The organism is Microcoleus sp. AR_TQ3_B6 (genome assembly GCF_036702785.1).
Taxonomy (GTDB): Bacteria; Cyanobacteriota; Cyanobacteriia; order Cyanobacteriales; family Microcoleaceae; genus Microcoleus.
In genome coordinates this window covers 1-22,283 of the sequence record NZ_JAUBVJ010000081.1, presented here as the reverse complement: position 1 = coordinate 22,283, position 22,283 = coordinate 1, and the positions used below count along the sequence as shown (strand labels likewise).

General features: G+C 44.6%; 19 protein-coding genes. 13 read left to right on the top strand and 6 right to left on the bottom strand.

The window, feature by feature from the left end:
• Positions 1-121: 121 nt before the first annotated feature.
• Positions 122-1,144: a TrmJ/YjtD family RNA methyltransferase gene (locus QUB56_RS28535; protein ID WP_332959675.1), complete on the bottom strand. Its 1,023-nt coding sequence runs from the start codon at positions 1,142-1,144 to the stop codon at positions 122-124.
• A gap of 86 nt (positions 1,145-1,230) precedes the next feature.
• On the opposite strand from QUB56_RS28535, the gene QUB56_RS28530 reads away from it, so the two are divergent.
• The 4 genes from QUB56_RS28530 to QUB56_RS28510 all read left to right on the top strand — a co-directional run bounded on the left by QUB56_RS28530 (position 1,231) and on the right by QUB56_RS28510 (position 5,455).
• Complete coding sequence (locus QUB56_RS28530; protein ID WP_332959674.1) at positions 1,231-1,386, top strand: DUF2256 domain-containing protein; 156 nt, start codon at positions 1,231-1,233, stop codon at positions 1,384-1,386.
• Positions 1,387-1,462: 76 nt separating this feature from the next.
• Positions 1,463-2,398, top strand: a complete 936-nt coding sequence (locus QUB56_RS28525; RefSeq protein ID WP_332959673.1) for an isoaspartyl peptidase/L-asparaginase — start codon at positions 1,463-1,465, stop codon at positions 2,396-2,398.
• Positions 2,399-3,469: 1,071 nt separating this feature from the next.
• A complete protein-coding gene (locus QUB56_RS28515; RefSeq protein WP_332959672.1) occupies positions 3,470-4,096 on the top strand; it encodes an SAM-dependent methyltransferase in 627 nt (208 codons plus the stop codon).
• 1,122 nt (positions 4,097-5,218) lie between these two features.
• Positions 5,219-5,455 (top strand): hypothetical protein, encoded by a 237-nt coding sequence (locus QUB56_RS28510; RefSeq protein WP_332959671.1) that lies wholly within the window; start codon positions 5,219-5,221, stop codon positions 5,453-5,455.
• 278 nt (positions 5,456-5,733) lie between these two features.
• On the opposite strand, the gene QUB56_RS28505 is transcribed toward QUB56_RS28510, so the two are convergent.
• Complete coding sequence (locus tag QUB56_RS28505) at positions 5,734-7,038, bottom strand: WD40 repeat domain-containing protein (protein ID WP_332959670.1); 1,305 nt, start codon at positions 7,036-7,038, stop codon at positions 5,734-5,736.
• Positions 7,039-7,181: 143 nt separating this feature from the next.
• Here QUB56_RS28505 and QUB56_RS28500 point away from each other — a divergent pair, with 143 nt between their 5' ends.
• The 7 genes from QUB56_RS28500 (at position 7,182) to QUB56_RS28470 (ending at position 13,448) form a co-directional block, all read left to right on the top strand.
• Positions 7,182-7,781 (top strand): tetratricopeptide repeat protein, encoded by a 600-nt coding sequence (locus tag QUB56_RS28500; protein ID WP_332959669.1) that lies wholly within the window; start codon positions 7,182-7,184, stop codon positions 7,779-7,781.
• A gap of 104 nt (positions 7,782-7,885) precedes the next feature.
• Positions 7,886-8,494: a hypothetical protein gene (locus tag QUB56_RS28495; protein WP_332959668.1), complete on the top strand. Its 609-nt coding sequence runs from the start codon at positions 7,886-7,888 to the stop codon at positions 8,492-8,494.
• 507 nt (positions 8,495-9,001) lie between these two features.
• A complete protein-coding gene (locus QUB56_RS28490; protein ID WP_332959667.1) occupies positions 9,002-9,607 on the top strand; it encodes a hypothetical protein in 606 nt (201 codons plus the stop codon).
• Between the two features lie 104 nt (positions 9,608-9,711).
• Positions 9,712-10,458: a hypothetical protein gene (locus QUB56_RS28485; protein WP_332959666.1), complete on the top strand. Its 747-nt coding sequence runs from the start codon at positions 9,712-9,714 to the stop codon at positions 10,456-10,458.
• Between the two features lie 378 nt (positions 10,459-10,836).
• Positions 10,837-11,637: a hypothetical protein gene (locus tag QUB56_RS28480; protein WP_332959665.1), complete on the top strand. Its 801-nt coding sequence runs from the start codon at positions 10,837-10,839 to the stop codon at positions 11,635-11,637.
• Between the two features lie 93 nt (positions 11,638-11,730).
• Complete coding sequence (locus tag QUB56_RS28475; protein WP_332959664.1) at positions 11,731-12,228, top strand: hypothetical protein; 498 nt, start codon at positions 11,731-11,733, stop codon at positions 12,226-12,228.
• Positions 12,229-12,704: 476 nt separating this feature from the next.
• Positions 12,705-13,448, top strand: coding sequence for a hypothetical protein (locus QUB56_RS28470; RefSeq protein ID WP_332959663.1), 744 nt, complete (start codon positions 12,705-12,707; stop codon positions 13,446-13,448).
• Positions 13,449-13,632: 184 nt separating this feature from the next.
• On the opposite strand, the gene glmU is transcribed toward QUB56_RS28470, so the two are convergent.
• Positions 13,633-15,018 (bottom strand): bifunctional UDP-N-acetylglucosamine diphosphorylase/glucosamine-1-phosphate N-acetyltransferase GlmU, encoded by a 1,386-nt coding sequence (gene glmU, locus QUB56_RS28465; protein ID WP_332959688.1) that lies wholly within the window; start codon positions 15,016-15,018, stop codon positions 13,633-13,635.
• Between the two features lie 454 nt (positions 15,019-15,472).
• Between glmU and QUB56_RS28460 the strand changes: the two genes are divergently transcribed.
• Positions 15,473-16,486 (top strand): hypothetical protein, encoded by a 1,014-nt coding sequence (locus QUB56_RS28460; protein WP_332959662.1) that lies wholly within the window; start codon positions 15,473-15,475, stop codon positions 16,484-16,486.
• Positions 16,487-16,512: 26 nt separating this feature from the next.
• Positions 16,513-17,337 (top strand): sulfurtransferase, encoded by an 825-nt coding sequence (locus QUB56_RS28455; RefSeq protein WP_332959661.1) that lies wholly within the window; start codon positions 16,513-16,515, stop codon positions 17,335-17,337.
• Positions 17,338-17,590: 253 nt separating this feature from the next.
• Here the strand turns inward: QUB56_RS28455 and QUB56_RS28450 are convergent, their stop codons facing one another.
• From QUB56_RS28450 to QUB56_RS28440, 3 genes are all read right to left on the bottom strand, one after another.
• Positions 17,591-19,063, bottom strand: coding sequence for an MBOAT family protein (locus QUB56_RS28450; RefSeq protein ID WP_332959660.1), 1,473 nt, complete (start codon positions 19,061-19,063; stop codon positions 17,591-17,593).
• Positions 19,064-19,896: 833 nt separating this feature from the next.
• Entirely contained in the window at positions 19,897-21,435 is a 1,539-nt protein-coding gene (locus QUB56_RS28445; protein WP_332959659.1) for an ATP-binding protein, read from the bottom strand.
• Between the two features lie 176 nt (positions 21,436-21,611).
• Positions 21,612-21,809: a hypothetical protein gene (locus QUB56_RS28440; protein ID WP_332959658.1), complete on the bottom strand. Its 198-nt coding sequence runs from the start codon at positions 21,807-21,809 to the stop codon at positions 21,612-21,614.
• Positions 21,810-22,283 lie beyond the last annotated feature (474 nt).

Genomic DNA, 22,283 nt, shown 5'->3' with positions numbered 1-22,283 from the left:
AATTATCGCAAAGCTTAGGTTTTTAGTCAAGAAACCCGCTTAGGAAGGTGACAATTGGGTGCAGGACTTTTCTCTGCAAAAAAAATCCTCAATCTCACATTCCCAATTATCAGCATTTCTCCTAGCTATCCGTTGGATTTTCTGGCAACGCCCCATCCAGAGTATCAGAAACTGGCGATCGCCCGTAAGTTTTTATTGCCCATTCTGTTTGGCGGAGGACGCCCCGCAGCATGGCAACTTCCTCAATTGTCGGATATGCCCTGTTGTACAAACGCCGAAATTTTTCCATCCGACTGGCTGCTGTGTGCGGCTGCAAATATCCTATTTTCAGTAGCAGCGTTTCTAGTTGCTGGTAATATCCCTCTACATTTTCCAAGGGTGCACTGGTGAGGGGAGGTGAGGGATTTTCTGTCTGGCTGGTTGCAAGTTGTTCTTGGTAATAAGTTGATAAATTATCTGTTGCATCGGTTATTGAAGAGGCAGAGCCTCTGGATATGCGTTCCCAGGCTGAGCCTGGGAACGAGGCTTCTTCTGGTTCCAGCTTCCCTCTTCCTTCTTCCCTTTTCGCTCTTCCTTCTTCCGTCTTCCCTCTTCCTTCTTCCCTTTTCGCTCTTCCTTCTTCCGTCTTCCTTCTTCCTTCTTCCTTCTTCCTTCTTCCTTCTTCCCGATACAGTTCGTAGCAGCAGATAGCGACTGCTTGGGCGAGATTTAGGGAAGTGTAGGCATCGCTGCTGGGAATGCGGATCAGGCGCTGAGCGCGGTTTAATTCGGCATTGGTCAAGCCGCAGTCTTCTCGGCCGAAAATTAGGGCGCTGGGGGCTTCTAGGAGCCAAGGCAAGGCGTCTGCGGGATCTTCTAGTTTTGTTGGCAACGATCGACCATCGTCCCCTGTAGTCGCGATCGCTCTGACACACCCCACCAAAGCAGCCGGCAAACTCTCGACTACTTTGGCAGTTTCCAATATGTCGGCGGCGCGAACTGCCATCAGTCGGGCTTCTTCCCCTAAATAATCGCAGTGGGGATTGACCAAAACTAATTGGTGCAAACCCATATTTTTCATGACGCGGGCCACAGAACCGACATTCAATGGGCCTGCGGGTTCTACTAAGACTATTCGGATGTTGGCGCCGGCCGTTGAGAGCATTTTTATTTGGGGAGGTGTTAGGCAGAAATTGGTTGTTTTGTTTGTTTTGATTAAAATTTAATCAGTAATATAATGTCCAAATTAGCATGGCCAAGCAGCGATCGAAATCTGATTTACCGACAAAAATGTGCCCGGTGTGCGATCGACCTTTTACTTGGCGCAAAAAATGGGCCGACTGCTGGGATGAGGTCAAATACTGCTCCGAACGCTGTCGTCGCCGCCGTTCCGCGGCTCAAGATTAAGAATGTAGGGGAAGTTACTCGATCGAGGCTAAGATTGCAAAGGAAAAATTTTACTTACTTTATTAGGTTATAAATTATGGCATCGCAACAAGTGCAACCAAAGCTCGTTATTCACGGCGGTGCCGGCAGTTCTCTACACAGTAAAGGCGGAATTGAGGCGGTGCGGAAATCGCTTTACGATGTTTTGGAGGAAGTTTATCCGCTGCTGAAAAACGGTGCAAGTGCCGTAGATGCAGTGGTGCGGGGCTGCCAATTGCTGGAAGATGACCCGCGATTCAATGCCGGTACTGGTTCTGTGGTGCAGTCGGACGGTCAAATTCGGATGAGTGCTTCGCTGATGGACGGTTTGATGCAGCGTTTCAGCGGGGCGATTAATGTTTCTCGCGTTCAACATCCGATCGAACTTGCTAAATTTTTGCAGACTTCGGACGATCGGGTTCTTTCTGATTTTGGTTCGGCGGAATTGCTGCGAGAACTTCAATTGCCGATTTACGATCCGATGACGGATTTGCGTTTGCACGAGTGGATGCAGGAACGCCAAGGCAATTTTAGCAAAGCAATGGCTGACGTGGTGGCCGAACCGGCGGGTATGGGTACGATCGGAGTCGTAGCTTTGGATAATCATGGACGCTTGGCTGCTGGGACTTCGACTGGCGGCAAGGGTTTTGAGCGCATCGGGCGGGTTAGCGACTCGGCGATGCCGGCGGGAAATTACGCCGCTGGAAGTGCCGCGGTAAGCTGTACGGGGATTGGCGAGCACATTATGGACGAGTGTTTGGCCGCGCGAATTGTGATTCGGGTAACGGACGGTTTGAGTTTGAAAGCTGCTTTTGAGCGTTCTTTTGCTGAAGCTGACGAACGTCAACGGGATTTTGGCGCAATTGGAATTGATGCTAGCGGGGCGATCGCTTTCGGCAAAACTAGCGAGGTGATTTTGGGTGCTTTTCACAACGGTATGCAAATGGGCGATACCTTGGAAATGAGCAAGGGAACGTTGATTTTTATTGCTTAAAAAGAAGCTCTAAATTGTCAGTCTGCGATCGAGATACCCGACTTTTTGAACAACTCGGGTATCTCGATCGGCGTTAGTTTTATATCAAATCCGGTGGCATCAGAATTGATATATCAAATCCTTGCTTCAAAAGTCGGGCGTAAAGTCGCATCAAGCTCGCAACAAATAATTCGCGCAATTTTCAGTTTTTTGACCCGCCCGTCAACAGTCAACAAGCATAAGGAGTGCAACCGGAATCGATATTACCCACAGTCAGGACACGGCGCCTGACCGTTTCCCGGCACTGGTATGCTATTCCGTGGTGGAATCTGGGTGAGGGCGCCAACTCAATAATTCTTCCATTTGGATTTGTCTATGATATAGCCTTTCTCAGATAAATGAGGTACAAGTTTAGATTTTAGATTTTAGATTTTAGATTTTAGATTTTAGATTGGGGGATTGGGGAATTGTTAATTAATTGGTGAATACCTCATCTTTCCGAGAACCGCTATATAACCCGCTTAGCCATAGCAGGAGTTATCCCTTTACCCAGGCTGCTGTGAGGTCGAACCCAATTGTGTACTAGCTGCTGTACATCGCTCGCTGTAATCCTTCCACCTTCAGGGCGTAAGTATTTGTACATCATCTGTAAGCGCTACAGAGTCGCCTTATGGAACTATTAAGTGCCTGATTATGATTAGCGCCTACTTCTGTTTTTGGGCGTGGGGCAGTGTAAGGATGCTCCGGGTTAACCCACTTAACACGCTTACGACCAAGAAAGCCTTTTATCTTCATTGCTGCGGACAACCCCTCCCGCCAAAATTTACGGTATGTCTGGATTATGTCTCCCTCTTTGGCAGCGAGTATGCCGTATTTCATAGCATGGTGGTCGCAGTAGGGACAGTTTATAGGGTGGGATGCGAATTAACCAAAGTTACTAAGCTAGTCACAATAACAGACCAGTACCGTTCACTGTAGCACCGCCGTCCCAGTGTGAAAAATCTCCGAGAGCGTAACTTGACAAGAGAGTCCAGGATGTGTTTGCTTTGTAGTATATTTATTTAAATAACATTTAACTTGCAGAGGTTGACGATGAAACCTTCAGAACAGCGATCGACACCGGCCAGTATCTTTGATGAAACCTTCCGCGAGAATCCTGATCCTTGGGGATACACCACCAATTATAACGAAATCAGTAAATTCCGAGCAACTATCAGAGCTTTGCCAAAAGTCAAATTCAAAAATGCTTTTGAAATCGCCTGCGCCATCGGTGTACTGACAGAGAAACTAGCTCCCAAATGTGAGAGACTACTGTCTGTAGACTATTCGGAACCGGGATTGGTCGAAGCGCGGAAACGCTGCAGCCATCTCCCGCAGGTGCGGTTCGAGCAGATGCAGATTCCCCAACAGTTCCCGACTGAAAAGTTCGATTTGATTTTATTTTCAGAAGTCGGCTTTTTTTTGACTATGCCAGACCTTTTGGAAACCAAACAAAAAATTATTGACTGTTTGCTTCCGGGCGGATATTTGTTGATGGTTCATTATCGCTTTACAGCGGGCGATTATTTTATCCACGATGGCGAGACAGTTCACAATACTTTTGTCGAAAATTCTGCATCATCTTTGAAACATCTTGGCGACCCACGCAAAAAGTTTTTCATGCTAGATTTAGCACGCCATCACAAACGCTATCGGATGGATTTGTTTCAGCGTTTGTAGATGATACAAACAGATAGAGTCAGACAGCGTGCATCTATAACTGTCCTGACGCACGCGGTCAAAAATCCGGTTTCTGTGTCAATATATGACTGGAAATATCCACGATTTTTGTGAGAAACCGGTTTTTTTTTGCGTCCGCGACTCTACAATTAAGCTGGGGAGTAACAAGGAAGCTGAAACCGTTAAAGAGAAAGGATGAGAGCTTGTCGAGGCTAAAAAATATGGGTCGGCTATAGTGACAAGCAAACCCAAAAATCAAAAAAATGTTACTGCAATTCTATCACCAGCGTCTAGAGAAGCAACTGAACCGCGCCCAGTTCCTGATGTTGCTGCTTCTGGCTCAACATCATTCAAGCAGAAAAAGAAGTCAGACTAGAAACCATAGCGAGAGTGTTTCCCATCGGGATAACTTGTGAAGTCAGACGCAGAAAGATACAAAGATTCTTAGATTTACCCCGCTTAACGATTAGTAGCTTATTATAGCCCATTATCAGTTATTGGCGAGAGTTGTCGGTGCCAAAAAAGCCGAAACAGAAGTTATACCCAGCGATTGACCGCAGCCAGTGGAAAAATATAAACTTGCTGATGGTGAGCGTGATGTGGTCAAGAAGAGCAATTCCATTAGCATGGAGATTACTCCCGCACTTAGCCAATTGTAGCCAGGAAAAACAAGTAAGTGTAATTTCTCCAATTTTAGAAAGGTTAAAAGAGTATCAAATAGTGGTTTTAGGAGACCGCGAGTTTTGTTCCCTAGATTTAGTCTCCTGGCTCCAGGCTGCGTAATGTCAGATTTTGTTTAAGGTTGAAAAAAGCGAGTTGTCTAGAAGTCGAAAATCAAATTTTGCAGCGATTGGATGAGTTAGCAATTAAACCGGGAGTGGTCTTATATAGCCTTTCTCAGATAGATGAAGTACAAGTTGAAATTTTAGATTTTAGATTTTAGATTTTAGATTGGGGGATTGGGGAATTGTTAATTAATTGGTGAATACCTCATCTTTCCGAGAACCGCTATATTATCAAGGGAAGAGAATCCGCAAAACTGTGCAGGTCTGAGCATTTGCTTTGGCAGCGAAATGGAAAAGAAGCTACTGTTGTCACACCCCAAAAGAGCCTTGGTATATCTTGACTAATTTGGGAAGTTTAACGGAGTCTATTGAAGCTTATAAAAAAATAATGGGCATTGAAGAAATGTTCCGAGACTGTAAAAGTGGGGGTGATACCTTAGAAAGCACTGGATTAAGAGGAGAGGGATTAAACGCAATGATTTTGGTGATGTCTCTAGCTTATTTCCAATCAACCATGCGCGGGTGTCAAATCAGCAAACACCAGGGAAAAAAATATGTCTGTCGTACCAAATAATTTGGGAGAATCTATCGAAGACGCAGCACCTTTGGTCGTTTCCCTAGAATTACTCTAGCAATGCTTACATAAAAAGCGAGGAAGATTGATGATTTTGGCGTAGGGAAACGGCAAGGTGCGGTGTCCAGAGTTGCCCTGTTAAAAAAAACTGGGTTTTTCATCTAATCTGCGGGTTTCAACGTGTCTTTTCGTAAAAAACCTGGTTTCTGGGCCCCATGCGTAAGTCCTAGGAGTAAAAAAACCCGGTTTCTGCTTCATCGCCCCTAATTTCTCTAATCTTAAATCTGCAGTTGCCAAATTTTAACAGTACCATTCTCCGCGCCGCTGACAAGAGTTTCGCCCAAAAGCCCGATCGCCACCGCAGAAACCGGGCTAGAATGTGCATCTAAAGTGTGCAGCAATTCGCCGCGAAGATTCCAAAGTCTAACAGTACCGTCAAAACAGCCCAGTGCAAAGTATTTCCCGTCGGGGCTAATTGCGGCAGGGGAAGTGATGCGAATTCCTGTTTGCAGGGAATGCAATAATTCCCCTGTTTGCAAATTCCACAGTGCGATCGTTTTGTTGCCGTGAGTGACCAGAATTTTGCTATCAGGAGTAATTGCCACATAATTTTCGCGGCCAAATGTTCCCCTCACTTCTCCCCCCGGCAGTTCCCACAAAGTGACTGTGGCGCGACAGAAACCGCTGGCTGCGTTGAGTCCGCTGGCTACTAGCATTTTGCCGTTGGGACTCAGGGCGATCGCACTTATGTCATCCCCTTGATAGCCTTCCAAAACTTGCAGCAGTTGGCCGCTGTTGAGGTGCTGAAGCTTGACAGTGCCATGGGTGGTGCCGATCGCCAAAATTTGCCAGTCGGGGCTGACGGCGACGGATTCGTGGCGGTGTACCTCTGCCAAACGCTTCAGCAGTTGGCCGTTTTGCAGGTTCCAGAGTTTGACTGTACCCGCGCGCGATCGCGTCAGCAGCGTTTTGCTGGCGGGGCTGAAAGCAACTAGCAATACGGCTGTTGAATGTCCGAAAATCGTCTGCAGCAGTTGACCGCTGTGCAAACTCCAAGTTTTCACTGTACAGTCCTCAGATCCCGTTGCCAGGAATTGTCCGTTGGGACTGATAGCCGCAGATAAAATCCTGTCTGAATGGTGGAGAGTGGCTTTTAAGATGGCGCCGGTTGAGGTTTTTGGCTGCTTTTTATACCCAGCTAGTTCCAGCCAGTCGATCGCGTCTCTCCAGTTGCTGAGGGCGTTTCTGGGCCGGTTTGTCAATAATTCTATGTATCGGTACAAAGTTTTTGACAAATCAACTTCTACACCTTTGATTTGTTTGTTGAGAAAAACCGCTATTTCGGCGGGGCTGTAACCGCAAAGCAAGCCACACAAGTGCCGCTTTTGGACGGGTGTCAGCCCTCTTCTGGTGTGGGGGGCGAATTGTTTTTTGGCCTTTGACAAGTCGGTGTAAAGCTTTTCGATGTCCCAGGCGTTGCTGGCCCGTGCAAATGGTTCTTCTGGCGGCTCGGGGGTAGAGGGTATCATTTGCGGCAGTCGCGATCGAGTTCCTAGTCTAATTCCTAACCAAAATCCTAACATTCGCTGTGCGCGATCGAACTGCTTTCACCGCTAATCTATTTTTAATACAGCAAAAAGAACTAAAACTTTGGGTTGGCAAATAACTCGATCTCTTTTTGTTAACTATTTTCTTACTAACTTCACGCAACCTGGAGAAATTTACCATGACTGCAATAATCGGATCGATATTATCTTTTGGTGGCATTATCCTATTGTTTGTTGGTGCTATTTGGGGGCTAACTCAGGCTTTCCGAGAGGATGTTGTTTGGGGCTTGCTTTACTTTTTTGTTCCCTTTGCTGCCTATGTTTTCTACATTAAAAAATGGCAAAATACAAAAATTAGAAAAACTTTGCTAATGCAGCTTGCTAGCTTGCCACTCATCGCCTTAGGTACGCTAATAGCTTCTATGTCTCAACAATCAACCCCTCAAAAGTCCAGTAACTTTAGATCGAATACCGATTTTTATCAAAATGCCAGGGAAGAATCCCCATCTTTTTTTACTACCACAGACTTTAAGGTTTCCTCATCAACTCAAGCATCATCTCCAATTTATAAGGCATCTTCTCAACGTTCTTCAGTAGCTGCTCAAAAAGATGATTTCACAAAATCGATGAAACTCGGCCATATCTACTACGAAAAGAGAGACTATCAAATGGCTTTAATCAATTTTAACAGAGCTTTGCAGGTGCGTCCTGGCGATGCTTATGCTGTCAAGGCTGTTGAAAATATCAAAAGTGCGATCGCCCAAGCAAAGACCCAATAATCCACAGCTTAAAAATTTACGGTTCTCGATCAGTCTAAGTCTGCCTGCCCAGACTTAAACCATTATCCTTGAACATTCACTTGAAATGGATTAAACATAAAATCATGAAACAGACATCAGACAAGCTCGAATTCCAAGAGATGTCCGCATTTTGGATAAACCTATTAGTTGGGGGAAGCTTTTTAGTAATGGGTTTGTTTGGGGGTTTGTCTTCAGGTAATTTTTTCCTTTATTTATTTGCCGTCGTTGGTTTGCTTTTGGTGATATTTGTAGAGATTGACACCATTACATTTGATAAAAATCTCGTTCATCTGACTATCAAGCGGCATAAACCACTCCTTGGCAAAACGAAAGTTGTCAAACACCTGATCCAAGATATTTCAGGCGTGGAGATACAGCAGAGAGAGAGTAGTAACAGTATTTCGGATAATGACATTACTCCGAGTAAGACTATTAATTATCGTGTCTGTCTTCTGCTGGAATCAGGCAAGCGACGTGTTCCTCTAACTTCTTCTTTCACCAATGGTTTGGGAGATAAGCACAAAAAAGCTGAAGTCATTGCGAGATTTTTGGATATCAGAAATTACGGTATTGACGGCTTTCCAGCCAACAAACTTTTAGCGAAGAATTTCAATGGAAGACTGTATAAGAAGAGATTCTCCACTGGGAAACCGCCATCAAAAGTGACCCTAATGATGCTGATGCTCACATAAAATTGGCATTAGCTTTGATTAGTCAAGACAAAGTAAAAAATAAGGAACAAGCAATGGGCTACCTAAAAAAGGCGGAGGCTATTTTCAAAAGTCAAGGCTATGACGAGGAAGCAATGCAGGTGGCCCAATTGCACGGCATGGCTTATTTGGGAATGCTTGGAAAGTAAGGTTCAGGTTATCAGGATTTACGCACTCCGACTCCTCGAAACCGGGTTTTTTACCTTGGCTGCGGCCGGAAATAAAGTATTTTCGTCGCTCAAACCCGGTTTCTGGGCTCTATCTAAGTCCTAATTATCCGACATCTAAACTTTACAGCCAAGTTTGATGCAACTATTGTGGGCTGGGCAGGAGAGTCCGCCATCAAAATATAATTATGACTTTTATGAACTTAATTAATGAATTTTCTGAATTGACCTTAAAATAAATTTGTTGAAGAATTGTAGTTAAGAGCTTTTCTGTACCTTTACAGTTTGCCAAACAACCATACATCAACCGGAGAAATAGAAAATGTCTGGAATTGCGATCGGCTTATTTTTCCTCCTGGGTTTTGTTTTAAGTTTTGCTGGTTATATCTGGGGATTAGTTCTAGCTTTCCAACAGGAAACTGTTTGGGGATTGCTTTACTTTTTTATCCCCTTTGCCGGATTGGTTTTTCATGTAAAATACTGGAGCAATCTCAAAATCAGGAAAGCATTTTTAGTTCAATGTGGTGGCTTGCTAATGTTTCTATTAGGAGGCTTTACTACTTATGTATTTCACGCCAAAGATTTCAAGCCAAGCTCTCAGTCTGGGGTTAATGGACAGCAGGGCTATAGCGAGCAATCGCCCTCTTCTTTTCCTTCGGATTTCAACACTTCTCCATCACCAATTCAAGAGCAATCTCCTGCTGCCGATGCAACACCAGGTGCTGAGCCTAATTTTGGTACTGTTGGCGGTCAACAATATGACTTCAATCAATCGATGCAGCTTGGGAAATTAGCCTACCAGAAGAGAGACTATCAAACAGCTTTAATCAATTTTAACAGAGCTGTACAAGCAAATCCCGCCGATGCTGAGGCCCTCAAGGGTGTTGAGGATACCAAAAAGGCGATCGCCCAAGCAAAGACAAAATAATCCACAGCTTAAACATTTACGGTTTTTTATCAGTCTAAGTCGGTCGGCGCAGACTTAAACCATTATCCTTGAACATTCACTTGAAATGGATTAAACATAAAATCATGAAACAGACATCAGACAAGCTCGAATTCCAAGAGATGTCCGCATTTTGGATACACCTATTAGTTGGGGGGAGTTTTTTAGTAATGGGTTTGTTTGGGGGTTGGTCTTCAGGCAATTTTTTCGTTTATTTATTTGCCGTCGTTGGTTTGCTTTTGGTGATATTTGTAGAGATTGACACCATTACATTTGATAAAAAGCTCGGTCATATGACTATCAAGCGGCATAAACCACTCCTTGGCAAAACGAAAGTTGTCAAACACCTGATTCAAGATATTTCAGGCGTGGAGATACAAGAGATGACGAGTAGTGACAGTAGTAATACGTATCGCGTCTGTCTTGTGTTGGAATCAGGTAAGCGACGTGTTCATCTAACTTCTTCTTTCACCAGTGGTTTGGGAAACAAGCACAAAAAAGCTGAAATCATTGCGAATTTTTTGGATATCAGAAATTACGGTCTTGGCGGCTTTCAAAGCCAACAAATTTTTAGCGAAGAACTTCAATGGAAGACTGTAGAAGAAGAGATTCTCCACTGGGAAACCGCAATCAAAAGTGACCCTACTGATGCTGAGGCTCACATAAAATTGGCATTAGCTTTGATTAGTCAAGACAAAACAAAAAATAAAGAACAAGCAATTGGCTACCTAAAAAAGGCGGAGGCTATTTTCAAAAGTCAAGGCTATGACGAGGAAGCAATGCAGGTAGCCCAATTGTACGGCATGGCTTATTGGGGAATGCTTGGAAAGTAAGGTTCAGACGATCGGGATTTACGCACTCCGACTCCTCGAAACGGGGTTTTTGGAGCCCGTGTGCGGGTGGAAATAAAGTATTTTCGTCGCTCAAACCCGGTTTTTGGACTCCATTTAAGTCCTAATTATCCGACATCTAAACTTTACAGCCAAGTTTGATGCAACTCTTGTGGGCTGGGCAGGAGAGTCCGCCATCAAAATATAATTATGACTTTTATGAACTTAATTAATGAATTTATGAATTGACCTTAAAAGAAATTTGTTTAAGAATTGTAGTTAAGAGCTTTTCTGTAGAAATCAGAGACTAAAGTTCTTAATCTAAATCCTGCTAAGGTTTGTGGAAAATCTCAATCAATTACACGGGAGCTGATACCTCAAATGAAAATTATCAAAAAAAGCGAATATCTTCTCAAGCTTAATAATATAGGAGAAATAATTTATCGTGCGATCTATTATACCATATGGGTAACGGGATTTTGTGGAATACCTTTGTTTATGATGTTCTTCATTATCCCTTCTGCTGGAGTGGAAAGACTTTCCTGCAACAAAATTGAGCCAAAAATCGCAAGTTGCGAACTCAGTAGGTCAACTTTTATGGGATTAAAGAAAGGCGACTTAACCTCGATCGAGCAAGTTCAGGGAGCTAGACTTGAGAAAAGCCAGACTACCGATAGTGATGGCAACCCAATGACTGTGAATAAGGTGTTTTTGGTAACTAAGGAAGGGGAAATTTTGCTAGAAAATCAAAGTGCAGATGATGCAAATTCGTTCAATAAATATATAGAAACCTCGACGGAAGAATTGGTGATAAAACAAGATAACCGATTATTTTTTTTGGGGACAATGCTTTTTCTTAGCTTGTTTTTAGTGATTGGTTTTGGAGTAATGTCTAGTGTGTTGCGTTGTTTGATTTGTGAAACTTACATTTTTGACAAAGATGCAAGTACCTTAACTCTTAAGAAAAAAGGGATATGGGTTAATGAATTTGCCCAACGATCGCTCAGCGAAATTGCTGAAGTCAAATTAGAAACAATATACCGCGAAAACGATACGTTATACAAGGTTTGTTTGCTAATGGATGAGGGCGATCGCCTATCTTTAGGCGGTAGCTCAAATCAGAAAGAGCAACAAAAAATCGCTGATTGGATTCGCAGCTACCTCGACGGGCGATCGAACTAAAAAAATGTTCTCGACAATAGTCTGTGCCTGATGATACAATTTACACAGCAGGTAAATTAGCGATTCCCGTTGTGTTATCAATAGGATAAACTTATGAAAAAGCTCGAAGGTACACCATATTCTCAACTAAAAATTCAAACTTCTAACATCTGGCTAGACTTATTATCTAGCTTGCCTTTCATTATTGTGGGATTATTTCTGGTTCACATCTCACCAAATACAACTCTAATTTGCCAGCGAATAGAAACTAAGCAAGGTAATTGCAAACTTACAGAATCAAAGTTATGGGTTTCAAGCAGTCAAGAAATCTCTCTGGATGATTTACAGGGAGGCAAAGTTGTTCAAAAAAGCAAGGGTAGCAGCCAGGTTGTAGTGTTAACAAAAACAGGCGGAATTCCGCTGGGAAATGCTACTCGTTGGGGAGACAAAAATCATATTGCCAATCAGATAAATTCTTTTGTTAAAAACACCGAGATTAAATCGTTAAATGTAGGTCAAGACGATCGTTGGTTTGGATGGATATTTGGAGGAATGTTTGTCCTGAGTGGGGTGTTAAAATATGTTTGGCAACGCGAAAAATTATATCTTTAGAACTGAACTTATAACGGGTGGTACGGTTATTGACCTACCAAATTGCGACTGAAAGCCGGCGATGGAAGTTATAAAGATTGTTGATTTACGTCAATTAACAATCGTCCCAAATATCGTTTCTTAAAAATTCCTACGGATTATAAATTGTGAAGAATCTCTAAAGCTAGGCTTTTGTAATTGTTCAATTATCAAGAATTTATTAAGTCCTGCTGGGGTGCTAAAAAACGGTATAGCTATCGAGATGTGTTAGTATCTAAGCGAGCGATCGCCCAAGTCAATCACCAGCGATAAAGGACGGAAAGCTATCTCAAAGCCAGCCACAAGTATACTCGCGACATTTTAGTGCTAATATATTAGCAAAATAAAAAGGCTCAGGCCATAGGACAACTTCAAATAATATATAAGTTAACAATTGGACGGAGCGCAGCAAAGATAGGGGCCGGTAATATCCTTTTTTGAATTTAAGGGTAAAATAAATGAAAATAATCGAGCAAACAGCGACTGAATTAAAAATTCAGACTCGTGGCGTATTTGATTTTTGGGTGCCTAGCTGTTTGTTAATGCTATTTGGACTGAAATGCGTTGCGTTTGATTACCATTTGGTAAGCCTCTCTTGTCACCGAGTGCAAGGAACACAAGGGAATTGTCAGTTGGTGCGATCGAGCTTGCTGGGGTCGAAGATTCAAGAAATTCAGCTTGCTTCTTTGCAGGGAGCTAAAGTTGTCACAGCGGGCTACACCAGCAAAGTGGTACTTCTGACTGATGCTGGCTATGTTCGTTTCGCTGGTAACTATACCCACTGGGGGGATAAAGATGCTATTGTTTCGGAAATCAATTCTTTTGTTAAAAATGCGGATCGCAGATTGCTGGAATTAAAGCAATACGACAGTTTGTTTCCAGGGATAGGAGCCATATTTGTGACAGCAGGGATAGCAGTAATATCCTTCGGGAAAAAGGAAATTTATAGCTTTGATAGAACTTTAGATACTCTGACTGTTAAACAGCAGGGTTTGTTGAGAACTAAGCTAATTCAACACTCTCTGTGCGAGATTTATGGCGTGGAAGTCGCTCGCACAAAAGATCAGGATAATGACATTTGGTACGAAGTCAGACTGTTAGTTTGTGGAGGCTCTCGCATATCCCTGCCCAAAACTATGAACCGCTACGAGCAACAAAAAATCGCTAAAGTGATTAAGAACTATCTGCACCAGCAAAAATAACAAAAAATAGCCGAGTGCGAGAAATGGGATTTCTCAAGCTTGCCGACTTACGCACAAACCGGGTTTTTTACAAAAATCTCTCGTAGAGCGCCATCGCTCCCGTTATAAAAACCCGGTTTCTTTGGTATCGAGGACACAATTTCCCATCGGGTGGAAACTCATCATCAAAAAAGTGAACGATTGTTCACTTTTTAGGTTCTTTTAACTTCCAACCTGGTTTGACAGCTTGCCGGGAACGGGCAATTACTAAACAGTCATTTGACACATCTTCCGTCACTACAGAACCCGCCGCTACAGTAACATCTTCCCCCAAAGTTATCGGTGCAACCAGCACGCTGTTAGAACCGATTTTAGTTCGATCGCCTATTTGAGTTTTGTGCTTGTTTTTTCCGTCGTAATTCGCGGTAATTGTCCCAGCACCGATGTTAACTTTTTCTCCCAAAGTCGCGTCGCCTAAATAAGACAAGTGAGCGGCATTACTTCGATCGCCTATTTGAGTATTTTTCACTTCTACAAAATTGCCGACGCGACAGTTGGCCCCAATTTCTGCGTGTCCCCGCAAGTGTGCGTAAGGGCCAATCCGCGAATTTTGGGCTACCGTACTGTCAGAAACCACCGAATAAAGCACAGTCACGTTTTCTGCAATTTGACTGTTTTCGATCAAACTGCCGGGGCCGATGCGACTCCCCGAGGCTATCGAAGTTTTTCCCCGCAAGTGAGTTTGCGGTTCAATTACCACATCCGGCTGCAACTCTACCGTATCGTCGATGGTGATGCTGTTGGGATCGAGCAGTGTCACTCCCGCCGTCATCCACTTGTCCTTTACCCGCCTTTGCAAAATATCGCAAGCTGTGGCTAAATGTTTGCGATCGTTAATTCCCAATATTTCTTGATAATCTTCGACATCCACCGCCATCACCGGAGAGAGGAAATTTACCGTATCGGTTAGGTAATATTCTTTTTGGTCGTTGTCTGCCTTCAATTCTGGCAAAATTTTCTCTAGATCCGGCCAGTGAAAGCAGTAAACACCTGCATTAATTCGGTGGCTTTGCTTTTGAGCTTGTGTGCAGTCGCGGTCTTCGACAATTTGCTGGACTAAGTTTTGACTGTCGGTAAATACTCGCCCGTATCCTTGAGGATTCGGCAAATTAGCTGTCAATAAAGTAGCAGAGTTTTGGTGCTGTTTGTGAATTGCCATCAATTGTTTGATAGTTTCTGACCTCAGCAAAGGTACATCTCCATTTAATACCAGCAAATCTCCTTGGAATCCCTGTAAGTGAGGCAGCAATTGTTGGATGGCGTGGCCGGTTCCCAATTGTTCGGTTTGTTCGACAAATTCTAGGGGAGGAGATTGAGGATTGTCCCGTATTTCTTTACCGCCCATCAAAGCTTCTTTTACGAGTTCGCCTCGATAACCGACGATGACAATGCGCCGGGAAATTTGAATTTCTTGACAACTTTGGAGGACTCGCTCAACTAGCGATCGACCGGCCAATTCGTGTAGAACTTTGGGCAAGTCAGATTTCATGCGCGTGCCGCGTCCAGCAGCTAAAATTGCTATTGCTACCATTGTGCGATCGAGTTTTTTGCTATAAAAACTTGAATATTGACTAACTGATGATATCACTCGCTGTCCTGCGATGGCACTGCGATCGCACAATTTTTTAATCTCAAATCTCGAATCCGCGCGATCGAGACTTTTTCCAGGCGGATGTCGGTTTTAGAGGCGATGCTTGCGATATCTGAACTGGCGCGCCCGGTATCAAAAACCCGGTGCAGCAGTATTTGGCGGCTCAGCTAGAGGACTTGCATTCCTCACTAAAAACCTGAGTTCGGCTTAAAGCCAAGCAATCCAAGTCCTTCGCCAAGGGATGCGAGGGGGAGCGAGAGTGATAATTTGCATCTTTGGGCTGGGATTTGCCGCTATATATTATACTATTCATTGAATTTCAGTTAGGGTGTTTTCAACTTAAAAAAACTATTTATGACTTTTTCATTCCTTCTGCATTATCAGGTGTCCAGCTATGACAGAGCTTAATTTTCAGGAACTTGCCAAGCAGGGAAATCTCGCCACTGCGATCGCATCTTGGCTCGAGGGTCAGTTGCAATCTGAAGGCATCACAGCCTCCGCGAAACTCGACGGCGACTGTTTGGATATAATTCTTGAGGCCGAGCAGGTACCGAGAGAAGATACGTTAGTTGATTTTGTCCGCACTGAGCTGACGAATTTGCAGCCTGATTCGATTCGCAAAGTGAAGGTTGAGGGCAGAGAAAGCGGTCAGATTGCTGCTGCTTGGAGTCAAGAGTTTAGTTTGGAGAACAGCAATTTTGAACCACAAAGCTTTGGGGTAGAATCTGCGCCCAATTCTGCGGTTGCTAATATGGAGGATGGCACAGAGATGGAGAGCAATATTGAGGAGGAAAAACCGCCGGAAATGGCGGCATTTGAGAACCGGCTGCGATCGACTTTTATTGTAGTTGGGCTGGTGACGGGTATGTTGGCGATCGCCGTAGTGGCGTTTGTCGGTAAGATTGTGAACCAGCAAGCAGCAACAGCGGGGAAAAATCTAGATGAAACAGCAAATTTAGCAACTGCACCGGATACTGCACCAGATACTTTTCGAGAAGCCGTTAACAGCGCAGTCAAAGCAGCAGAATTGGGGCGAGCAGCAAAAACCAAGGAAGATTGGGCGACAGTTACCGATCGCTGGCAAGAAGCGGTATCATTAATGAGAAGAGTACCGCAGTCTAGCCCCAACCATCAACTAGCTCAGACCAAAGTGATCGAGTATCAGAAATATCTGCTTTACGCTCAAGAAGCAGCAGTAAATCCCCCTGGACCAACTCCAACTCCCGCCCCAGCCGAAAAAGCATCTTCGGAGAAAGCAACTCCTAAAAAAACCAATTCGCCAAAAGAAACTTCGGAGAAAGCAACTCCTAAAAAATCCAATTCTGAAAAAAGATCATCGGAGAAAGGAACTTCTAAGAAATCTCCTTCCGACCAAGCAGAACCCGAGAAAAAAGCTCCTTCCCGATAGATGTTAAAACATAGATTTGAAGAATTATGACTGACAACACTTTAATCGTTTCTCCTGAATGGTTAGCCACCAATACCGAAAATCCGGAAGTTGTAATTATTGACTGTCGGTTTTCCCTCGCCGACCCAGAATTGGGACAAAAACAATATCAAGAAAGTCACATTCCCGGAGCTTTCTATTTAGATTTAAACCGCGACCTCGCGAGTTCAGTGGGCAAACACGGCGGCAGGCATCCGCTGCCAAATATTGAAGAATTAGCTGATAAATTGAGCGGAATCGGAATTAATTCAGCAGAAACTTTAGTCATCGCCTATGACGATTCGCGGCTGGCTTTTGCGGCTCGTTTGTGGTGGCTGTTGCGATATATGGGACACAGCAAAGTCGCTTTGTTAGACGGCGGTTTCAGCGGCTGGAAAGCGGCCGGATATCCGGTAACAAATATTTTGCCAGAACCCCGCAAGGGTAACTTTGTTGCCCGCTTGCAGCAGGATTTGGCGGTAGATATTGAGGCAGTGAAAGAGCGTAAAGACTTGCCGGGAACGGTTTTGGTTGATTCGCGAGAAAGCGAGCGATATGAAGGTTTGCGGGAGCCGATAGACCCCATTGCAGGTCACATTCCGGGTGCGGTTAACTATCCTTGGCAAGATGTGACGGATCAAAGTGGAAAAGTGCGATCGAGCTCGGAACAAAAACACCGGTGGACGGAATTAGAAAAAGCGGAAGAAATCATCGTTTATTGCGGTTCCGGCGTGACGGCTTGCGTTAATTTACTGTCTTTAGAAATTGCTGGGATTCCCGATGCTAAACTTTATGTCGGTAGCTGGAGCGACTGGTGTTCTTATCAGTTGTAGGGTTCACTCTTCGAAATGATAGTTGACTGTTGACTGTTGACTGTTGACTGTTGACTGTTGACTGTTGACTGTGAGTTGTAGGGTGCGCACCACGCACCAAAGTGGGGAATCACTTCGGCGCACCTTACGGGGAATAAAAGGAAAATAAAATATAGCAACCGCCAAGACGGTTAGGAGGTTTTTAATGGCTGAAACGATAGATTTTATTGCTTCTTTCTTCTTCCTTCTTCCTTCTTCCTTCTGCTAGAATACCCTAAAAATCAAAATAAATATAAGGCAAACCGCCTTCGGGAGCCAACACCCAAACCGCATACAAACAAAGCGGCACTAACACCAATTTCATCGGCCAATTTAACTCTAACTTAAAACCCCGACTCAACGCATAATTCCCCAGCATCGCCGCAGCCAAAGCCGCCAACATCCAAGTTAAATGCACTCTTTCCAAACCCAAAGCTTCCACATAAACTTTATTTGCAAACTGCACGTCAGCAGTGTGTCCCCACAAATGCGAAATCGCCCATCCAGAATCCTTTAAATCGGGAAGGCGGAAAAATACCCAACTACCAAAAACCATCGCCTGAGTCAACAGCCAACCGATCGCAATTCCGATCGGATTTTCCCACAAAAACTCCAGCCGCAACCGCTTAAACAGCACATCAGTCAGCCGGTGAACCGCTAAAGCCAAACCGTGCAAACCTCCCCACACAATAAATCCCCAAGCCGCCCCGTGCCAAATTCCCGCAATTAACATTACCAGCGACAAATTCAGACAAGTGCGCCACAAACCGACTCGCGAACCCCCCAAAGGAAAATACAAATAATTGCGCAACCAATCCCCTAAAGTCATGTGCCACCTGCGCCAAAAATCGGCTATGCTGGCACTAAAATAAGGGAAATCAAAATTTGGTGGCAAATACCAACCCAGCAGTAAAGCAGTACCGCGCGCCATGTCAACATAGCCACTAAAATCGAGATAAAGTTGCAGCCCGTAAGCAAAAATCGCCAGCCACAAATCCTCGCTACCCGCCCGCTGCAAGTTGGTAAAGCTTAAATCGACATAAATTCCCAAGTTATCTGCGAAAAGACCTTTTTTTACTGCACCGAAGGCGATCGTCCAAAGTGCCTCAGAAAGGCGATCGGGCGTCGGAAATTGCTGGGTTTTCAGTTGATAGATCAAGTTGTGATACCGAGTAATCGGGCCGGAAATCAGTTTCGCAAAAAACAACTTGTAAGCAGCAAAGTGCAGCAGCGAAGTAGCAGCAGGTGCGCCTCGGTACACGTCAATCAAATAAGCAATGCACTCAAAGCAAAAGAAACTCAATCCCAGGGGTGCGATGACGTGACTTTTCACCCAGTCAGCACCGTCGAGAGCAAAAGGCCAATTTAACAAAGTGCCGATCGAACTCAATAAAAAAGGCACATACTTAAAGCCCAGAAGCAGCAACACATTCAAGCAAATTCCTATCCACAGCAGCCACAAACGGCGGCGGTTCCAAGATTCATTAGCAATCCGCCAATCCAGAGGTTCTCCAATCGCCATCGCCAAGCAGTAATTAAACAGCATACCGGCTAACAGCAGAGGAATGTACAAAATTTGCAGCGAAGCGTAAAAAATTAGACTAGCGGCCAGCATGATAAACAGCCGCCACCACGGCACCGGAACCAACCAGTAAGCCGCAAATAAAACTAGCAGAAACTGGGCATATTCAAGGGAGATGAAAGTCATACGATTTTAGATTTTAGATTCGGGAATAGCTTACTCTATATGGCTTTGGATCTTGCTTACATTTGCATTATTCTTTTAAACAGGTCTCATTTTTCACTAATAAATAAGCGCGGATATTCGATCGAGACGTGGCGCCGCACCCAAGGCTTGTCAACAATCCGGCTAAAACCCTCTGTCTCTCTCATTTTTACCGCAGCCTCGATACCCCTCGCATCCGCCTTAAAAAGGGGGATTTTGAAACTGCTTCCAGTTCCACCCTTCTTCAGGTAGGGGGGAGCGAGACTCGCTCAACTAGCGAGATTGATTATGGATTTTAGCCGCGGACACGAAAAAAGGCACTGCCTAAGTCCCTACTATATTGTCGGCAAGCGAGAACTGCTATATTTTACAGCACCAAGGTTAAATGCTGTTGCAAATTAAATAAATATTGGCTGCTATCAAACAATACCAATTTTAAAAAGTCTTGCTACAATCCTCTGTCTTATACCAATTATTAATTGTCGCAGATACCCGTCACGACTTAGGCTTGGCCTCAGCCGCTCCAGATGCTCGCATACAATCTATATATATGTAGCACTACTTTTCAAAATTATTATAAATTAACTGCTGCCTTAATGAGAGCGGATTTAATTTGAGCGATCGCCTGCTGGCGGGAGGTATTCCTTTGAGAAAGCACCACAACTGTATCGGTAGACAAATCCTCCTATTCCCAAATTTCTCAATGTTGGGAAGTCATGACGATTCTTCCAAACCTCAAATCCGGCCAGATCCGGCATCATAACGCCCTTGAAAAATTGCGCTCGGTTGCTCAAAAAGCAGCCGAGCGCAGTTTTTCAACTTTCTTGGCTGCCTGGATCGCCGTACAATGAATTTGTGCGCAGAAGTTTTTCAGCAAATACCGAAAAACTATCTTCATCCTCCCCCATCAAAACTTTTGCTGATGAATCCGGCGCTGACGAGGGAGAATTTGCGAGCCCCAGCGGTAGTTCATCTCCCTTAGCCGCGGACATTTCCAAAGAGTTTTCTTCATGTGGATCATACACGATCGGCAGTTTGACAAAAAAAGTCGAACCCACTCCGGGCGAACTGGTAATTTCAATACTTCCCCCCAGAAAAGCCGCCAGTTTTTTGCACAGAGACAATCCCAATCCGGTACCTTTGACGCCCTTCTGCAATGGATTTTCTATTTGGACAAATTCTTCAAAAATCCGCCTTTGGTCGCGTGGGGAAATGCCAATGCCCGTATCTGCCACTGAAAAAGTAACTGTTTCCCCCTCTCCTATTTCCGCAGCAACTCGAACTTCGCCTGCTTCGGTAAACTTGAGGGCATTAGAAATCAGATTGCGCAAAATCTGAGAAACTTTTCCCTCGTCGGTTGTGAGGGTGGGAAGTTCTAGAGGCGCTTCAAAAATCAGAGTAACAGCCGAGTTTTGGGGAAGCAGGGGGCGCATCATTCCTCGCAGCGCGCTGAACAAATCTTCGACTTCAAAATTAGCCACGCGAAGAGTTAGTTTTCCGGCTTCCACTTTGGCTAAATCTAACGAATCGTTGACAAGTTCTGCGAGACACTCAGCGGATTTGTGTATGTAATTTACTTGCTTTTCCTGTTCGGCTGAAAGTTCTCCGTCGAGGCGATTTAACAATATTTCCGAAAGCAGCATAATTGCCGTTAGCGGAGTGCGAAACTCGTGGCTCATATTGGAGAGAAAGCTGGTTTTGAGTTGGGCTTCTCGCCGGAGAGATTCGGCTTTATCGTTCAATTCGGCGTAAAGTGCCACGACTCCGCGATTGGTATCTTCTAGTTGTTGGTTTAATTGTACGAGTTCTTCTTGACGCTGGCGGAGTTCCTCTAAAGTGCGAAGTAATTCTTGATTTTGCTGCTGAATTTCGGCGTAGGGATCTTCGGGGATTTGGCGCGTTAGTTTGTCAACTAATTGATTTAGTTCGATCGCACTCAGGACAGGCATATGTTTGGAAAAGTGCTTAATTAATTGTACAGTCGTGCCGCGATCGGGCCCCGAATCGATTTCCACCTCGTGCATCAACCGTTTTGCTGCTGTTAAACCGAGTCCCGCACCGGTTTGCGATCGAAAATTGGGGCTTAACACAAATGCTAAATCAGCAATGCCCGGCCCGGTGTCGGAAATCCGAGTCCGAAAAATTTGGGGCGATTCCCCTTCCACAATGAATTCTACTGTGCCCCCACCTGCATATTTGAAAGCATTGCGGGCAATTTCGGAAACTGCTGTGGCGATGCGGGTTTGTGCTTGGGAATCGAATCCCAGCCCAGCGGCAATTTGGCGAGCTTTTTGGCGTACTTGTACGATGTCTTGTTCAAAGCGGACTTGGGCCGTCAGGATTCGGTAACTCACGCTGCTTCTCTCACCTTTACTACTATAACTCTCATGTCATCGCGAGTGCGTTTGAAGTCCCGGTAGAGCACGGCTGCAATTAAAGCACGGTGTCTGGCGCCTAAACCCGGGTAGTGGTTTAAATTCCACTGGGCCGCCAAACCGTCGGAGTGCAGGATGAGTAGGGACTGCTGCGACTAAGGATAGACAAATTCTGCTACTTTTGGCATCAAATGTCCAACTGTGCCATTGTACGAAACTATGCTGCGGGTTTGGCGATCTGTCACCATTACACCGCTGATGTTGCCAATTCCGGCAAAACAAACTGTTTGTTGAGTACGATCGATTTGGGCTGGCGCGAAACGGATGCTAGCAGCACCCGCATCTTTTCCCATTCTGGTGTCTGGATGTCGCTAAAGTTACCGTGCCCGACTGCAATGTGGAGCAATTACAGGAACTCTTGACACTCGCAACGCAATTCTTTGGCTCAGATCGAGTCGTCGGGCTGCAGCCCAGTATTTTGCAGTTCTTTGAGCCAGTCTGCTAGTAACTCTGCTTTGTGTCTTTCTAGGATTTCCGCGATCGTGTTATTGCTTGTAAGTTCCATTAAAATTCTCTCCTGCTTAGCAATTGGGATGAATTTGTACGAGCGAGCGCATTTTAGTATTTTTTGAGGGGGCAACTTCTGAATTTAGCTCGCTATTTGCTGTTTGCGATCGAGGGTAAGTAGCTGTTAAGGAATGACAATTAAATAACTTCCACTCTTGAAAGTGGGATGGGCGTCCCGCCCGTCCTTTTTGGACGGGCGGGACGCCCATCCCACAATAACAATTAAAATTGTAAGTTATTTAATTCGCGATCCTTATCAA

Coding starts and splice junctions, on each gene's coding strand:
- QUB56_RS28535 (WP_332959675.1), bottom strand. CDS start 1,144: ATGCTCTCAACGGCCGGCGCCAACATCCGAATAGTCTTAGTAGAACCC.
- QUB56_RS28530 (WP_332959674.1), top strand. CDS start 1,231: ATGGCCAAGCAGCGATCGAAATCTGATTTACCGACAAAAATGTGCCCG.
- QUB56_RS28525 (WP_332959673.1), top strand. CDS start 1,463: ATGGCATCGCAACAAGTGCAACCAAAGCTCGTTATTCACGGCGGTGCC.
- QUB56_RS28515 (WP_332959672.1), top strand. CDS start 3,470: ATGAAACCTTCAGAACAGCGATCGACACCGGCCAGTATCTTTGATGAA.
- QUB56_RS28505 (WP_332959670.1), bottom strand. CDS start 7,038: ATGTTAGGATTTTGGTTAGGAATTAGACTAGGAACTCGATCGCGACTG.
- QUB56_RS28500 (WP_332959669.1), top strand. CDS start 7,182: ATGACTGCAATAATCGGATCGATATTATCTTTTGGTGGCATTATCCTA.
- QUB56_RS28495 (WP_332959668.1), top strand. CDS start 7,886: ATGAAACAGACATCAGACAAGCTCGAATTCCAAGAGATGTCCGCATTT.
- QUB56_RS28490 (WP_332959667.1), top strand. CDS start 9,002: ATGTCTGGAATTGCGATCGGCTTATTTTTCCTCCTGGGTTTTGTTTTA.
- QUB56_RS28485 (WP_332959666.1), top strand. CDS start 9,712: ATGAAACAGACATCAGACAAGCTCGAATTCCAAGAGATGTCCGCATTT.
- QUB56_RS28480 (WP_332959665.1), top strand. CDS start 10,837: ATGAAAATTATCAAAAAAAGCGAATATCTTCTCAAGCTTAATAATATA.
- QUB56_RS28475 (WP_332959664.1), top strand. CDS start 11,731: ATGAAAAAGCTCGAAGGTACACCATATTCTCAACTAAAAATTCAAACT.
- QUB56_RS28470 (WP_332959663.1), top strand. CDS start 12,705: ATGAAAATAATCGAGCAAACAGCGACTGAATTAAAAATTCAGACTCGT.
- glmU (WP_332959688.1), bottom strand. CDS start 15,018: ATGGTAGCAATAGCAATTTTAGCTGCTGGACGCGGCACGCGCATGAAA.
- QUB56_RS28460 (WP_332959662.1), top strand. CDS start 15,473: ATGACAGAGCTTAATTTTCAGGAACTTGCCAAGCAGGGAAATCTCGCC.
- QUB56_RS28455 (WP_332959661.1), top strand. CDS start 16,513: ATGACTGACAACACTTTAATCGTTTCTCCTGAATGGTTAGCCACCAAT.
- QUB56_RS28450 (WP_332959660.1), bottom strand. CDS start 19,063: ATGACTTTCATCTCCCTTGAATATGCCCAGTTTCTGCTAGTTTTATTT.
- QUB56_RS28440 (WP_332959658.1), bottom strand. CDS start 21,809: ATGGGAAAAGATGCGGGTGCTGCTAGCATCCGTTTCGCGCCAGCCCAA.